Origin of the sequence: Xanthomonas theicola (assembly GCF_014236795.1) — a bacterium.
Classification (GTDB): Bacteria; Pseudomonadota; Gammaproteobacteria; order Xanthomonadales; family Xanthomonadaceae; genus Xanthomonas_A; species Xanthomonas_A theicola.
Map to the genome: position 1 here is coordinate 3,393,482 of NZ_CP049017.1, position 13,744 is coordinate 3,407,225.

The following is a 13,744-nucleotide window of genomic DNA, read 5'->3' on the forward strand; positions in this document are numbered from 1 at the left end:
TATGATCGGGCCATGGCCACCGTCCCGACCGAATCGCACGCCGCGCCGCCAGGCTACAGCCAGCGCAGCCGCGACATCGCGCCATTCCATGTGATGGCGCTGCTGGCCCGCGCCAACGAGCTGGAACACGCCGGCCACGATGTGATCCACCTGGAGATCGGCGAACCGGACTTCACCAGCGCCGCGCCGATCGTCGCCGCAGGCCAGGCCGCACTGGCAGCCGGCCACACCCGTTACACCGCCGCGCGTGGGCTGCCGGCGCTGCGCGAAGCGCTGGCCGGATTCTACCGGCAGCGCCACGACGTGGACCTGGACCCGGCGCGGATCATGGTCACCCCCGGCGGCTCCGGCGCACTGCTGCTGGCCACCGCGCTGCTGGTCGATCCGGGCAAGCATTGGCTGCTGGCAGACCCCAGCTACCCGTGCAACCGGCAGTTCCTGCGCCTGGTCGAAGGCGGCGCGCAGTTGGTGCCGGTCGGCCCGGACAGCCGCTATCAGTTGACGCCGGCCTTGCTGGACCGACACTGGAACGCCCACAGCGTCGGCGCGCTGGTCGCCTCGCCGGCCAACCCGACCGGCACGCTGCTGGACCGCGCCGAACTGGCGGCGCTGGCACAGGCGCTGCGCGCACGCGGCGGCCACCTGGTGGTCGACGAGATCTACCACGGACTCAGCTACGGCATCGACGCGCCCAGCGTGCTCGAGGTCGACGACGAGGCCTACGTGCTCAACAGTTTCTCCAAGTACTTCGGCATGACCGGCTGGCGCCTGGGCTGGCTGGTGGCCCCGCGCGCGGCGGTGGCGTCGCTGGAGAAGCTGGCGCAGAACCTGTACATCAGCGCCTCGAGCATCGCCCAGCACGCGGCGCTGGCCTGTTTCCGCCCCGACACGCTGCAGATCCTGGAAGCGCGCCGCGCCGAATTCGCGCAGCGCCGCGACTACCTGCTGCCGGCGCTGCGCGCGCTCGGCTTCCGCATCGAGGTCGAGCCGCAGGGCGCGTTCTACCTGTACGCCGACGTCAGCGCCTTCACCGACGACGCGCAGACGTTCTGCGCGCACTTCCTAGAAACCGAGTACGTGGCGTTCACCCCGGGCGTGGACTTCGGCCAGCACCGCGCACGCCAGCATGTGCGCATCGCCTATACGCAGAGCCTGCCGCGGCTGCAGGAAGCGGCGGCACGGATCGCGCGCGGGCTGGAGCACTGGCAGGACTCGGCACCAAGCTTGGGCTCAGGCGCCAACGCGAGCGGCTGAGCGCCGTTCGGCTTAGGGGGCCGACAGGTTCCGAGCAAGAAAGGTCGGCCTTCCACGGTGCGCGCGGCACAGCGCAACCGTCTTGACGGGGCGATTGCAGAGATGTACAAGCGAATTTGGTGGACAGGCGGCGCCGCGCAAACGCGCGTCTCGACCAAGGCGACATGAGCGCGCCAGTCAAATCGCCAGGACTGGCGCGGATGCGCTGTGTGATGGAATGACATCGCGTACCACGCTAGCACACGAAATTCGACTTTTCATACAGGGAACATCATGAAGAATTTCATCAAGTTCGGCATCACCATATCGGTTCTTTGCTACGCAACCCTTACCATAGCGCAGGAACCAACAGCGTCTGGCGGCAACGGTCTTGCACTGGACCAGAGACTCATCGACCAGTTGACCGCACCGATCAAGTCGCGCGCGGATTTGCGTGGTTACTTGGCTGCCGTGCCTGCAGACTCCCCGTTACGCCGATTGACGCCGGGGGCGAGGAAGCGATTCATCGATAGCCTGGTCTTTTCCCCCAGCGGCCTGGCCAGCTACTCCTACGAAGACATCGCCTCGGAACTGACGGCAGTATGAAGCCTACAAGCTCATGATGTTGTTCGGACAGCAAGCGACGATCCGCTCGGTCCCAGGCATCAGGCAACCGGACGCGATCAGCAAGGCCGTGATGTCCGTTGTCCGCGCACGCTCGGACATTCCCGCCAGCGATGAAAGCCCATGGCAGCCGCTACCGGTGGACTATGCAGGACTACGAGTGCCGGAGCAGAGCCACCTGCGTCGAGAGCCTCGGCAAGATATGCATCGGCAGTAACTGCTGACGGATGTCCGCAAAACGCTACGATGCTCGACAGGCCCGATCCGGCGATGCATTCACCGCAGATCCTGCGCATGCTCGCTGGCACACGCTTTTGCCATATTGCCGGAGGTCCTTGCATGTCGATCCACTGCCGGTCCCGCGTCCGCGTCCGCGTACTGGTCCTTGTCGCGTTGCTGTGCAGTGCCAACGCGGGCCGGGCAGCGCCCTCGGCAGCGGCATTGCAGGATGCATACGTCCGCCTGGTCGCACTCGACCAGGCGACTTTGGATGATGCACGGGAACAGCGAGTGACACGTCTGCGCGATGCGTATGCACGCGATTTCGCACCCTTGATCCGATCGGCAGACCTGCAAACTGCATCCGCGCCCAAACTGGACGTACTGATGCGCGCCACGCAACGGCTCGCCTACTACAGCGACGATCCGCAATACCTGGAGGACATGGCGAGCGTGGTGCAGCGATTGGGGCCAAGCATCGCACCCGACGCGGTGAAGATATACCACGCTTCGCTCATCCAGTTCCGCCGCTTCGACCAGGTCAGGCAATTGGCCTTGCAGCATCCGGACGTAGCCTTGGAGTCGGTGCCGCGCGTCGTCGCGGCGCCACCGCCGGCCAGACCCAATGCCTATGTGATGGAGACGCGCCAACGACAGCTGCGCGAGATCGAGATCCCGCTGCACGACGCCACACTGATCGCGGTTGTGCATCCGCATTGCGGCTTCTCGCGCAGGGCCATGGATGCTCTTCGAGGGAGTCCGCTGCTGCAGGGCCTTACAGTGCGATGGATCGCCCCGGTGGGCAGACGCATCGACTACGACGTATTCGTCGAATGGAATGCCGCGCATGCTGATCAATCGATCGTGCTGGCACGCAGGACGGCCGATTGGCCGATGATCGACGACTGGGCGACACCGACCTTCTATCTGCTGCGCAACGGCAAGCTGGTCGCGCATTTCAGTGGCTGGCCGAAGGACGGCAACCAGGAGCTGCTGCTGGAACTCGGCCGCAACCTTGACCCCCGACGCAAGCCTGAACCGGATGCGCCCTTGCCTGCTGGCCGCACCGACGCGGCAAGAACGGTCGAGCCGGGCAACAGGTGACTGCGTCGGCGCCGCCGCCGATCATGCGGCTCGACGGCGGCGCCGCGCTCAGTCCTTCAACCGCTCCCACAGGAACCCATACGCCAGCGCCTGCATGTGCGCGGCCTGCGCATTGTTGGCTGCGCCACCGTGGCCACCTTCGATGTTCTCGTAGTAGGTCACGTCCTTGCCAGCGTCGATCATCTTCGCCGCCATCTTGCGCGCATGGCCCGGATGCACCCGGTCGTCGCGGGTGGAGGTCAGGAAGATCACCGGCGGGTAGGTCTTCTTCGGGTCGAACAGGTGGTACGGGGAGAACGACTGGATGTAGTTCCAGTCGTCGGTGTCGGGGTTGCCGTATTCGGCCATCCACGACGCGCCGGCCAGCAGGTGGCTGTAGCGCTTCATGTCCAGCAGCGGCACCTGCACCACCACCGCGCCGAACAGCTGCGGGTACTGCACCAGCATGTTGCCGGCCATCAGTCCGCCGTTGCTGCCGCCCTGCACGCCGAGGTGCTTGGCCGAGGTGATCTTGCGCGCGGCCAGGTCCTGCGCCACCGCGGCCAAGTCCTCGTAGGCCTTGTGCCGGTTCTGCTTCTGCGCCGCCTGGTGCCAGCGCGGGCCGTACTCGCCGCCGCCGCGGATGTTCGCCAGCGCATACACGCCGCCCTGGTCGAGCCAGGCGCGGCCGAGGCCGCCGGAGTAGAACGGGGTCATCGAGATCTCGAAACCGCCGTAGGCGTACAGCAGGGTCGGATTGCTGCCGTCGCGCTTGAGCCGCTTCGGCCGGACCAGGAAGTACGGCACCTTGGTGCCGTCCTTGGACACCGCGAAGTGCTGCTCGATCTCGTCCTTGGACGCGTCGAAGAAGCTCGGCATCGCCTTGAGCGTCTCGATGCTCTGCGCACCGCGCTGCACGTCGGCCAGCATCAGCGTGGTCGGGGTCAGGAAATCGGTGGAGGTCAGCCACACCTGGTCGTTCTCGTCGGCGTCGACCGCCTCGACGCTGGTGCTGCCGAAGGCCAGGTCGCCGACCGGGAACGGCACGCGCGCCCACGCGCCCTCGCCCGGGGTCAGTACCCACAGCCGGCTCTTGACGTTGTCGAGCACGTTCAGCACCAGACGCGACTTGGTCCAGGCGAACGAGGCCAGTGACGCGGTTTCGGTTGGCGTGAACAGCACCTGGAAGGCGCGCTTGCCGGCCATGAAATCGTCGAACCTGGCGACCAGCAGCGCGCCGGCCGGGTAGGTGGTGCCGCCCACGGTCCACGGATCGCGCAACTCCAGGGTCAGCCATTCGCGGTGCACGCGCTTGTTGGCCGAGTTGGGCACGTCGATCTTGGTCAGGCGATCATCGGTGGACGCTCCTGTGCATCCTGCGCCGGCGTCGCTCGCATATCCATGCGCTTGGCGCAGGTACAGCTCGTCGTTGTAGAACGCCAGCGTGCGGCTGACGAAATCGCGCTCGTAGCCGGGTGTGTCGTCGTGCATCGCGGCGATGTACATGTCCTCCGGCTTGCCTTCGTAGACCAGCGTCGCGCTCTGCAGCGGGGTGCCGCGCTTCCACTGCTTGACCAGACGCGGATAGCCGGAGCTGGTCAGCGAGCCGGCGCCGAAATCGGTGTAGAGGTAGACGGTGTCGGCATCGATCCACCCCAAGCCGCCCTTGGCCTCGGGGCGGAAGAAGCCGTCCTTGACCCACTGCTTGCTGCCCAGGTCGAATTCGCGGGTGACATCGGCATCGGCACCACCGCGCGACAGCGCGATCAGGCAGCGGTGGTACTCCGGGCGCAGGCAGTCGGCACCGTGCCACACCCAGTTCTCGCCCTCGGCCTTGTTCAGCGCGTCCAGGTCCAGCACCGTCTCCCACTTCGGCTCGGGCTTGCGGTATTCCTCCAGGGTGGTGCGCCGCCACAGCCCGCGCTCGTGCGCGCGGTCCTTCCACAGGTTGTAGTAGTACGGGCCGATCTTCTGCACGGCCGGGATCTTGGCATCGGAATCGAGCACTTCGCGGATGCCCGCCTCGCGCGCCTGGAAGCCCGGCGCAGCGGCCAGCCGCGCCTCGGTCTTGGCGTTCTGCGCCTTGACCCAGTCCAGCGGCTTGGCGCCGGTGACGTCTTCGAGCCAGGCATAGGAGTCTTGGGGCATCGCGGGTTCCTTGGCCGCGGCGGCACCGACGACGATCAGTCCGGCGAGCAGGCAGGCATGTGCGAGAGAAGGCATGGTTTCCGGTCCGTGAGGGCAGGCCCGAACCGTAGCATGCAGTGCCGCAACGCCTCCCCTGCCGAAGGTCAGGCCGCGCGGGTGGTCCGCCACGCCGGCGCACGCCGCCGCACCTGCACCCGCGGCCATACCCGAGCGCGGACCCGGCGCAGCAGGCGCAGCGGCATCGGGAAGCGGGCAGCGCCCACCCCGCGCTCAGCGGCATGCCCAGCAGCCACAGCGGCAGCCGGCCCAGCCATTGCGCTGTGGCCGCGCGCGGCCGGCCACGCCAGGACCAGCGCCAGTCCGGCAAGCAGCGCCTGCCGCACCAGGCGGTGCAGGGCGGGGTGTGGCGCGTGGACAGGACGGAACGAAGGGGCGATCGGCATGGCGGCGACTCCTGAGCCGGGCTGAGGCGTGCAGCCTGCCGCGCCGCCATCTCAACGTGCGACCCACTATTGACATCGCTTTCGCCCGATACTCATTAGCGTGTCCCTTCAAGCCTCTGGATCCTCGCCCTATGCGCCTGCTCTCCCTGTTCGCCTCCATGCTGCTGCTCGGCATGGTCGTCCCCGTGCCGGCGGCGCGGGCGAAATCCCCGGAGCAGGAGTCCTCGCGCCAGCCGCCGATCGACCTGAAGCGCTTCATGGGCCGCTGGTACGTGATCGCGCACGTGCCCTATTTCGCCGAGCGCGGGCATGTCGCCAGCAGCGACGAGTACACGCTCAAGGGCGACGGCAAGATCGGCGTGCGCTACCAGTACCGCGAAGGCTTCGACGAGCCGGCCAAGGAAGTCACCTCACGCGCCTCGGTCAAGGACGGCACCGGCAACCGTCGCTGGACCACCTGGTTCTTCGCCGTGGTCCCGACCAAGTACCGCATCCTGGAGGTGGCGCCGGACTATTCCTGGGCGCTGATCGACTATCCCGGCCGCGACCTGGCCTGGGTCTTCGCGCGCAAGCCGGACATGAACCACAAACAGTACCATGAACTGGTCGGCAAGCTGGACCGCGATTACGGGATCAAGGTGGACAAGCTCAAGCGCGTGGCGCAGCACCGCAACCAGGTCGGCAAGCTCGGTTTCGAAGTGCCGAAGAAGCCCTGAACCGCTGCGGCCGGCGCATGTGCCGATCATGCGCCGCTCAGCCAAGCACCGGCCGCTCCATGTATATCGGGCCGCTCCTTCCCACAGACCAGGTGCAGCGCTTGGCCAGCGTCCTTTCCGACCCCCTCGACGATCCGGGCATGCCCGCCGCGGCCCCCCACCCGCGGCCAGGTGTTCGCGCAGAACTGCCCCTCGCGCGCGGTGCTCAGTCATGTGACCAGCCGTTGCGGGTGCTGGTGCTGGTGGCGCTGCGCACTGGCATCCACCGCTTCGGCGATCTGCGCCGCAACCTGGAAGGAGTCAGCGAGAAGATGCTGTCGCGGACCCTGCAGGCACTGGAAGCGGACGGCTTCGTGCAGCGCATCGCCTATCCGGTGGTGCCGCCGCACGTGGAGTACGACCTGACGCCGCTGGACAGGGACGTGGCGACGCACGCGCATGCGCTGGTGGACTGGATCGAAAGCAACATCGGCACCATCCTGAGCGACTGCACGGCCCCGCTGGACGTGTTGCAGCAGCGGCTGCAGCCGCGACAGGTGGCCGATACGCCCGCCGCGGCCGCCGCCGCTCCTGCAACGCGATCGCGCGGATCGGGAGCGCGTCAGTCGTCGCTGTAGTTGCTCAGCGCCAGCGACAGCAGCGCCTTGGCCTGCTCGCGCAGCGAGCGCGGCTCGACGATTTCCGCATCCGAACCGTAGTGCAGCACGTCCATCAGCAGCTCGCGCGAGACGCTGTACGGCACCTTCAGCTCGTAGCGGCCGTCGGCCAGAAAGCGTCCCTGCTGCTTGGAATGCCAATGCTCGTCGGCGACCCAGCGCGCCGCCTTGGGACTGAACACGATCGTCGCCCAGCCCTTGGGCGCGCCGGAGAATATCCCGTAGCTGGCCGCCAGCTGCCAGTCCAGTTCCTGATCGGCGACGTCCTGCGCCGGCGGGTCGAGCAGCCGCGCATGGTTGATGCGGTCCACCGCGAAGCTGCGCACCGCGTCGCGGCCGTGGTCCCAGGCATCCAGGTACCAGTTGTCGCGGTAATGGGTGATGCGCTGCGGCGACACCGTGCGTTTCGTCGACTCGTCGGTGGAGCGCGCACGGTAGTCGAACGACAGCCGCTTGCGCTCCAGCACCGCCGAGGCGACGGTGCGGAAGCTGGCTTCGTCGAGCTTGCGGCCGCGGTGCGGGATCACCCGGACCCGCTCCACCGGCCAGTAGTTGGCTCCGGCCTGCGCCGCCAGCAGGCTCTCGATGCGCTGCTGCAGCGGCGCCAGCACCGAGGACAGCACCCCGCCGCCGGTGCGCGCCAACAATTGCTGCGAGGCCAGCAGCGCATGCAGTTCCTCGGAACTGAGCCACAGCCCGGGCAGTTCGAAACGATCACTCTCCCCGGACTCGTAGCGGAACCCAGCCTCGCCGTCGCCTTCGACCGGAGCCATCAGCGCGTCGCGCAGGAACGCCAGGTCGCGGTAGACAGTGGCGCGGGAGCAGCCCAGTTCGTCCTGCAGGCGGGCCACCGTCACCGGGCAGCGGGCGGACTTGAGCAGCCTGTGCAGTGCGTTGATGCGTTCGTAGCGGTCCATGGCCCCGATTATGTCTGAGTCCGCGGCGGAAAAACGCTCGGCGCTTGGGCGCCGCGGCCGAACCGCCGATGAAGCCGGAGCGCGGCCGCGGCCAGGACATCATGTGGATCCGGTATGATGAAATCGTTTCTATTCCGTTAGCCGCAGGCTGCGTCCCCCACCGGAGAGAGAATCCATGCCCCGCCGCGCCGCCGTAGCATCCGCCATCACCCTGTTGCTGCTGGGCACGTCCCTGGCCGTGGCCGCCGCGCCGACCGAGCCGCCGGACAGTTCACCGTGGAGCGGCTCCGGCGAGTTGGGCTTTGCCTCATCCAGGGGCAACAGTTCCAACGAAAGCTTCAACGGCCGGCTCAAGGGCCAGTACGTGGACGGCGACTGGATCCACAGCCTGGACCTGTTCGCGTTGCGTGCCAGCGCCGAGTATACCGACACCAACGACGACGGCAGCAGCAAGCGCGTGCGCCAGACCACCTCCAATCGCTACACCGGCAGTGCCGGCAGCGCGCTGCAGCTGGGCGAGCACCGCCAGCTGACCGCCTCGCTGCGCTACGAGCGCGACGATTTCGCCACCTACGACCGGCTGGCCACGATCGGCATCGGCTACGGCACCCGGATCATGGACGGCGAGCGCCGAAGCATCGACGTGCAGATCGGTCCCGGCGTGCGCCGCGCCCATGACGTGGTCGAGAAACGGACCGAGACCGGGCTGATCGGCCGCGGCCTGGTCGACTTCAAGTACGGCCTGACCGCCAACACCGAACTCGGCAACACCCTGCTGATCGAATCGGGCGCGTACAACACCTTCGCCCAGAACGACCTGGGCATCTCGGTCAGCATGAATTCGCGCTTGGCGCTGAAGGCCGGCTGGCAGGCGCGCTACAACAGCGACGTCAGCGACGACAAGAAGAAGACCGACACGCTGACCACGATGAACGTGGTCTACAAGTTCAAGTAGGCAGGGATTCGCGACAGCCTCGCCGATCGGCAGCGGCCCCGGTGTTCTTGCAGGAGCGGCTTCACGGCCGCGACGGATTTGGCGGCGCCGGTCGCGGCTGAAGCCGCTGCGGCGGATCCATTGCTGGCGCAGAACGCACGCGCCCCGGTTCGGATCGCTCAGCCCGGCAGGTCCAGATCCAGCAGCGCGCGCGCGCCGGCGCCGAACAGCGCCTCGGCCACCGCCGTGCCCAGCGCCTGCGGATCCTGCGCGGTCAGCTGCAGATCGGCGCGCACCAGGCGTCCATCGGCCACCCCACCGACCAGCCCCTGCAGCAGCAGGTCCTGGCCCCGCCAGTGCGCGAAGGCGCCCACCGGCACGTGGCAACTGCCGTGCAGCGCGCGGTTCATCGCCCGCTCGGCCTCCACGCAGGCGCGGGTGGGCGCATCGTCGAATGCCGCGAACAAGGCCAGCGCCGCCGCGTCGTCGCTGCGGCATTCCACCGCAATGGCGCCCTGCGCCGGCGCCGGCAGCCAGTCCGGCGCCTGCAGGCGTTGGCTGATGCGCGCCTCCAGGCCCAGCCGCTGCAACCCGGCGCAGGCCAGCACGATCGCGTCGAAGCCGCCGTTGTCGAGCTTGGCCAGGCGCGTGTCGACGTTGCCGCGCAGGTCCAGCAGTTGCAGGTCCGGGCGCCGCGCGCGCAGCTGCGCCTGCCGGCGCAGCGACGAGGTGCCCACGCGCGCGCCCAGCGGCAGCGCGTCCAACGACGCATACAGGTTGGAGACCAACGCATCGGCGGGGTCGGCACGGGCCAGGATCGCCGGCAGCACGAACGGCGGATCCAGCTCCATCGGCACGTCCTTCAGCGAATGCACCGCGCAATCGGCCTCGCCGCGCAGCATCGCCAACTCCAGCTCCTTCAGGAACAGGCCCTTGCCGCCGATCGCCGCCAACGAGCGGTCCAGTACCTCGTCGCCGCGGGTGCTCATCGGCACCAACACCACGTCCAGTTGCGGATGCGCCTGACGCAGGCAGGCGGCGACGTGTTCGCTCTGCCACAGGGCGAGCGGGCTCTTGCGGGTAGCGATGCGCAGGATCTTCATCCGCCCATTATCGCGAAAAGCGCCGCCGCGGGCCGCCGGCGCAGCAGCGGACGCCACCATTGCCGCCAATCCCAATCCCCAATCCCGGCTCATCAAAGATGCCGGATCTCCTGCCGCAGCGGCGCCACGCAGCGCCGGCTCACCTCCAGCGGCTGCTTGCCGTGGCGCAGCACCGCCTGCACCTGGCCCTCGCCCAGGCGCCGCAGCTCGACCAGTTCGTGGCGCGCGACCAGGCAATTGCGGTGGATCCGCACGAAGCGTTCGGTGAATTCCTCTTCCAGCGACTTCAGCGACTCTTCGATCAGGTCCTCGCCGCGCGCATGGTGCACCACCACGTACTTTTCCTCGGCCTGCAGGTAGTGGATGGCGTCGACCGGGATCAGGCGCAGGCTGCCGCGCAGGCGCGCGCACAGGTGCGTGCGGCGCTGTTCCGACGCGGCGGCGCCGATGCTGCCGCGGCGGCCGACCATGAACGTGCGTGCACGCTCCAGCGCCGCCGCCAGCCGTTCGGCACGCACCGGCTTCATCAGATAGTCGATCGCCGCCGCCTCGAACGCGGACAGCGCGTGCGCGTCGTAGGCGGTGCAGAACACCACCGCCGGGCGCGGCTCGAAGCTGGCCAGGTGGCGCGCGGCCTCCAGCCCGTCGACGCCGGGCATGGCGATGTCCAGCAACACCAAGTCCGGGCGCAACTCGGCGCAGGCGTACAGCGCCTCCAGGCCATTGCCGGCCTCGGCCACCACCTCGACACCGGGATGCTCGGCCAGCAGCGCGCGCAGGCGTTCGCGCGCCAAGGGTTCGTCGTCGGCGATCAGCACCTTCACGTACGTCACCTCGGTCGGCTGCGGCGCGGTCTGGCGCATAGTAGCCCCGAGGCCGGCGGGCCGTCATCCGCGGCCGGCTCGGCGGCGCTGCGACGGTGAGCTCAGCCGGCGGCGAAGCGCCGGGTCATCCAGTCGCCGAGATCGGCGATCTCCTCGGCGCAGACCTGGTGCGCCATCGGATAGCACTGCCACCGCACCGGCATACCCAGCGCCTGCAGCGCCTGTGCGGTCTGCTCGGCATAGGGCTGCGGGATCACCGGATCGGCCTGGCCGTGCGCCATGAACAGCGGTTGCGACAGCGCCGCCGGCGCATGCCAGCGGGTGACGTCGGCCAGTTCCGGCAAGTAGGTGGACAGGCCGATCAAGCCGGCCAGCGGCCGTTCGCGGCGCAGTCCGGCCGCCAGGGCGATCGCGCCGCCCTGCGAGAAGCCAGCCAGCAGCAGGCGCTCGGCAGGCACGCCGCGCGCATCCTCGCGCGCGATCAGTTCCTCGACCTGGACGACCGACGCGGCGACCCCCGCGCTGTCGGCGCGGTTGGAGAAATCCGCGCTGACGATGTCGTACCAGGCGCGCATGCGCACGCCGTTGTTGATCGTCACCGCGCGCACCGGCGCGTGCGGAAACACGAAGCGCAACGCCGGCCAGCCCGGCCGCAGCAGCTCCGGCAGCAGCGGCGCGAAATCGTGGCCGTCGGCGCCTAGCCCGTGCAACCACAGGACGGTCCAGGCCGGCGCCGCGGCGGTTTCGTGTTCCAGCGTTTCCAGCATGTGCGGTGTCCCCATCGTGATGGAGCGCATTATGCCCGCCGCGTCAGCCGGCGGCGCGGCGCGCGGCGGCGGCACGGCGCAATTGGGCCGCGCGCAGCAGCACCGCCGGCGGCTGCCGCTCTTCGGGGATGGCCAGGATGCGCAGCTTGCGCAGCCACAGCCCGACCGCGCGCGAGGAGGTCACCGCGACCACCGGGATCGCCAGCGCCATGCCGATCACCACCGGCGCCATCCAGGCTGCCAGCGACGGCGACACCAGGTAGGCCATCGCGCCCATCATCAGCCCGAACGCACTGAGCCCGCCGTAGCTGCGCGCCAGCGCCAGCCACGACAGGCGGCCGTCGTCGCGCTGCTGCGCGTCCCAGCCCGAATCCTTGCCGGCCAGCACCTCGGCCACGCCGCGCGACTGCACGTACATCACCACCGGCGCCATCAACGCCGCCAGCACGGTCTCCAGCAGCATGCTCAGCAGCGCGCGCAGCGCACCGCCGCAACCGCGCCGCTCCTCCGGCTTCAGCAGCATGGCGATGTAGCCCAGCGCTTTCGGCGCCAGCAGCACGAACATGGTCACCGCGAATACCCAGAACATCCGGGTCGAATCCTGCTGGTGCCAGTAGCGCGCCGGCGAGAACGGGGCCACCACCGCGGCGACCAGATCGATGCCGCTGCTCTGCAGCGGGATCGCGATGCCGATCAGCATCAGCAGGCCCCACATCGGCGCGGTGAAGTAGTGGCCGATGCCGATCATCATGTGCATGCGGCTGATCCAGTGCAGACCGCGCGCGGCGACCACCTTGGAATGCTGCAGGTTGCCCTGGCACCAGCGGCGGTCGCGCACCAGCAGGTCGGTCAGCGTCGGCGGACCTTCCTCGTAGCTGCCCTGCAGGTACGGCACCATGTGCGTGGCCCAGCCGCCGCGACGCATCAGCGCGGCCTCGACGAAATCGTGGCTGAGCACGTGGCCGCCGAACGGTTTTCGCCCCGGCAGCGCCGGCAGGCCGGCGTGTTCGGCGAAGGCCTGGGTGCGGATGACCGCGTTGTGACCCCAGTAGTTGCTCTCGGCGCCGTGCCACCAGGCCACGCCGTAGGCGATCACCGGACCGTAGACGCGGCCGCCGAACTGCTGCATGCGCGCGAACAGGCTATTGCCGTTGACCACTTCCGGCAAGGTCTGGATCAGGCCGACATCGGGATTGGCTTCCATCCCCGCGACCAGCCGCACGATGCTGTCGCCGGTCATCAGGCTGTCGGCATCCAGGATCAGCATCTGTGGGTAGGCGCCGCCGAAACGGCGCACCCAGTCGGCGATGTTGCCGGCCTTGCGCTCGGCGTTGTCGGCGCGGCGCCGGTAGTAGATGCGGCCCTGGCCGCCGGTGCGCGCGACCAGCTCGGTGTAGGCCTGCTCTTCCTCGACGCCGAGCGCGGCGCGCGTGGTGTCGCTGAGGATGAAGAAGTCGAAGTGGGCGATCTGGCCGGTGGCCTCGACCGATTCGTAGATCGCCTGCAATCCGGCCAGCAGCCGGTGCGGGTCCTCATTGTAGGTAGGCATCAGCAACGCGGTGCGGCTGTGCACGGCGGGCAACGGTGCGTCCGGGTCGATGCCGAGCTTGCGCCCGGCGCCAAACACCAGGGTCACGAATCCAGCCAGCGCACTGACGAACGAAAACGCGATCCACGCGAACAGCGGGACGAACAGGGCCATCAGGCAGGCCTCGAGCACGCTGACGCCGCCGATCAGCAGCACCTTGCCGATCAGCATGCTGGCGTAGACGGTCATCGCCGCGGTGGTGCCGAACACGTACAGGCGCCGCCAGACCATGCCCGGCGGCGTGCTGGGCAGGCGCATGTTGTACACCTTGCCCGCGCGCAGCGACTGCACCGGCATCGGCAACGGCGCCGCCGGCGGCAGCACCGCGCGGCCGGCGTCGAGGGGGGCGGCGGATTCGGGCAGGATCGGCGGGGGGACGACCATGCTCATGCGTTCCGCCAGCCTCGTCGGACAGGGCGCCGCGACCGGGAACCGCCATGCGGGGACGTCGCGGCGGATGTGGCCGCCGCTGCCGGCAGCGGCTCCGTC

General features: G+C 68.7%; 12 protein-coding genes and 1 pseudogene. 6 read left to right on the forward strand and 7 right to left on the reverse strand.

Features of this window, described 5'->3' with window-relative positions:
• Positions 1 to 12 precede the first annotated feature (12 nt).
• The 3 genes from G4Q83_RS15815 (at position 13) to G4Q83_RS15825 (ending at position 3,180) form a co-directional block, all read left to right on the forward strand.
• The gene (locus tag G4Q83_RS15815; RefSeq protein ID WP_128421110.1) at positions 13 to 1,254 is read left to right on the forward strand and encodes a pyridoxal phosphate-dependent aminotransferase; all 1,242 of its coding nucleotides are present in this window, start codon (positions 13 to 15) and stop codon (positions 1,252 to 1,254) included.
• Between the two features lie 273 nt (positions 1,255 to 1,527).
• Positions 1,528 to 1,839: a hypothetical protein gene (locus G4Q83_RS15820; RefSeq protein WP_128421109.1), complete on the forward strand. Its 312-nt coding sequence runs from the start codon at positions 1,528 to 1,530 to the stop codon at positions 1,837 to 1,839.
• Positions 1,840 to 2,103: 264 nt separating this feature from the next.
• A complete protein-coding gene (locus tag G4Q83_RS15825) occupies positions 2,104 to 3,180 on the forward strand; it encodes a hypothetical protein (protein WP_128421108.1) in 1,077 nt (358 codons plus the stop codon).
• A gap of 48 nt (positions 3,181 to 3,228) precedes the next feature.
• Here G4Q83_RS15825 and G4Q83_RS15830 read toward each other — a convergent pair whose 3' ends face one another.
• Positions 3,229 to 5,382 (reverse strand): prolyl oligopeptidase family serine peptidase, encoded by a 2,154-nt coding sequence (locus G4Q83_RS15830; protein WP_128421107.1) that lies wholly within the window; start codon positions 5,380 to 5,382, stop codon positions 3,229 to 3,231.
• A gap of 68 nt (positions 5,383 to 5,450) precedes the next feature.
• A pseudogene (locus G4Q83_RS15835) lies at positions 5,451 to 5,750 on the reverse strand (hypothetical protein).
• A gap of 131 nt (positions 5,751 to 5,881) precedes the next feature.
• On the opposite strand from G4Q83_RS15835, the gene G4Q83_RS15840 reads away from it, so the two are divergent.
• Entirely contained in the window at positions 5,882 to 6,466 is a 585-nt protein-coding gene (locus G4Q83_RS15840) for a lipocalin family protein (RefSeq protein WP_128421106.1), read from the forward strand.
• 230 nt (positions 6,467 to 6,696) lie between these two features.
• Positions 6,697 to 7,083, forward strand: a complete 387-nt coding sequence (locus G4Q83_RS15845; RefSeq protein WP_281401972.1) for a winged helix-turn-helix transcriptional regulator — start codon at positions 6,697 to 6,699, stop codon at positions 7,081 to 7,083.
• Here G4Q83_RS15845 and G4Q83_RS15850 read toward each other — a convergent pair.
• Positions 7,068 to 8,039, reverse strand: coding sequence for a helix-turn-helix transcriptional regulator (locus tag G4Q83_RS15850; RefSeq protein ID WP_128421105.1), 972 nt, complete (start codon positions 8,037 to 8,039; stop codon positions 7,068 to 7,070). The two genes, G4Q83_RS15845 and G4Q83_RS15850, sit on opposite strands and share 16 nt — an antisense overlap.
• Before the next feature lie 175 nt (positions 8,040 to 8,214).
• On the opposite strand from G4Q83_RS15850, the gene G4Q83_RS15855 reads away from it, so the two are divergent.
• The gene (locus G4Q83_RS15855; protein WP_128421104.1) at positions 8,215 to 8,994 is read left to right on the forward strand and encodes a DUF481 domain-containing protein; all 780 of its coding nucleotides are present in this window, start codon (positions 8,215 to 8,217) and stop codon (positions 8,992 to 8,994) included.
• 158 nt (positions 8,995 to 9,152) lie between these two features.
• On the opposite strand, the gene hemC is transcribed toward G4Q83_RS15855, so the two are convergent.
• The 4 genes from hemC to mdoH form a co-directional block, all read right to left on the reverse strand.
• The gene (gene hemC / locus G4Q83_RS15860; protein WP_128421103.1) at positions 9,153 to 10,076 is read right to left on the reverse strand and encodes a hydroxymethylbilane synthase; all 924 of its coding nucleotides are present in this window, start codon (positions 10,074 to 10,076) and stop codon (positions 9,153 to 9,155) included.
• Positions 10,077 to 10,168: 92 nt separating this feature from the next.
• Positions 10,169 to 10,939 carry a LytR/AlgR family response regulator transcription factor gene (locus G4Q83_RS15865; protein WP_185817231.1) on the reverse strand — a complete coding sequence of 257 codons (771 nt, stop codon included), beginning with the start codon at positions 10,937 to 10,939 and terminating at the stop codon, positions 10,169 to 10,171.
• A gap of 62 nt (positions 10,940 to 11,001) precedes the next feature.
• Positions 11,002 to 11,667 carry an alpha/beta hydrolase gene (locus G4Q83_RS15870; protein ID WP_128421102.1) on the reverse strand — a complete coding sequence of 222 codons (666 nt, stop codon included), beginning with the start codon at positions 11,665 to 11,667 and terminating at the stop codon, positions 11,002 to 11,004.
• Positions 11,668 to 11,710: 43 nt separating this feature from the next.
• Positions 11,711 to 13,645 carry a glucans biosynthesis glucosyltransferase MdoH gene (gene mdoH, locus G4Q83_RS15875; RefSeq protein WP_128421101.1) on the reverse strand — a complete coding sequence of 645 codons (1,935 nt, stop codon included), beginning with the start codon at positions 13,643 to 13,645 and terminating at the stop codon, positions 11,711 to 11,713.
• Positions 13,646 to 13,744: the final 99 nt, after the last annotated feature.

Coding starts and splice junctions, on each gene's coding strand:
- G4Q83_RS15870 (WP_128421102.1), bottom strand. CDS start 11,667: ATGCTGGAAACGCTGGAACACGAAACCGCCGCGGCGCCGGCCTGGACC.
- G4Q83_RS15820 (WP_128421109.1), top strand. CDS start 1,528: ATGAAGAATTTCATCAAGTTCGGCATCACCATATCGGTTCTTTGCTAC.
- hemC (WP_128421103.1), bottom strand. CDS start 10,076: ATGAAGATCCTGCGCATCGCTACCCGCAAGAGCCCGCTCGCCCTGTGG.
- G4Q83_RS15840 (WP_128421106.1), top strand. CDS start 5,882: ATGCGCCTGCTCTCCCTGTTCGCCTCCATGCTGCTGCTCGGCATGGTC.
- G4Q83_RS15815 (WP_128421110.1), top strand. CDS start 13: ATGGCCACCGTCCCGACCGAATCGCACGCCGCGCCGCCAGGCTACAGC.
- G4Q83_RS15855 (WP_128421104.1), top strand. CDS start 8,215: ATGCCCCGCCGCGCCGCCGTAGCATCCGCCATCACCCTGTTGCTGCTG.
- G4Q83_RS15830 (WP_128421107.1), bottom strand. CDS start 5,382: ATGCCTTCTCTCGCACATGCCTGCCTGCTCGCCGGACTGATCGTCGTC.
- G4Q83_RS15825 (WP_128421108.1), top strand. CDS start 2,104: ATGCTCGACAGGCCCGATCCGGCGATGCATTCACCGCAGATCCTGCGC.
- mdoH (WP_128421101.1), bottom strand. CDS start 13,645: ATGAGCATGGTCGTCCCCCCGCCGATCCTGCCCGAATCCGCCGCCCCC.
- G4Q83_RS15865 (WP_185817231.1), bottom strand. CDS start 10,939: ATGCGCCAGACCGCGCCGCAGCCGACCGAGGTGACGTACGTGAAGGTG.
- G4Q83_RS15850 (WP_128421105.1), bottom strand. CDS start 8,039: ATGGACCGCTACGAACGCATCAACGCACTGCACAGGCTGCTCAAGTCC.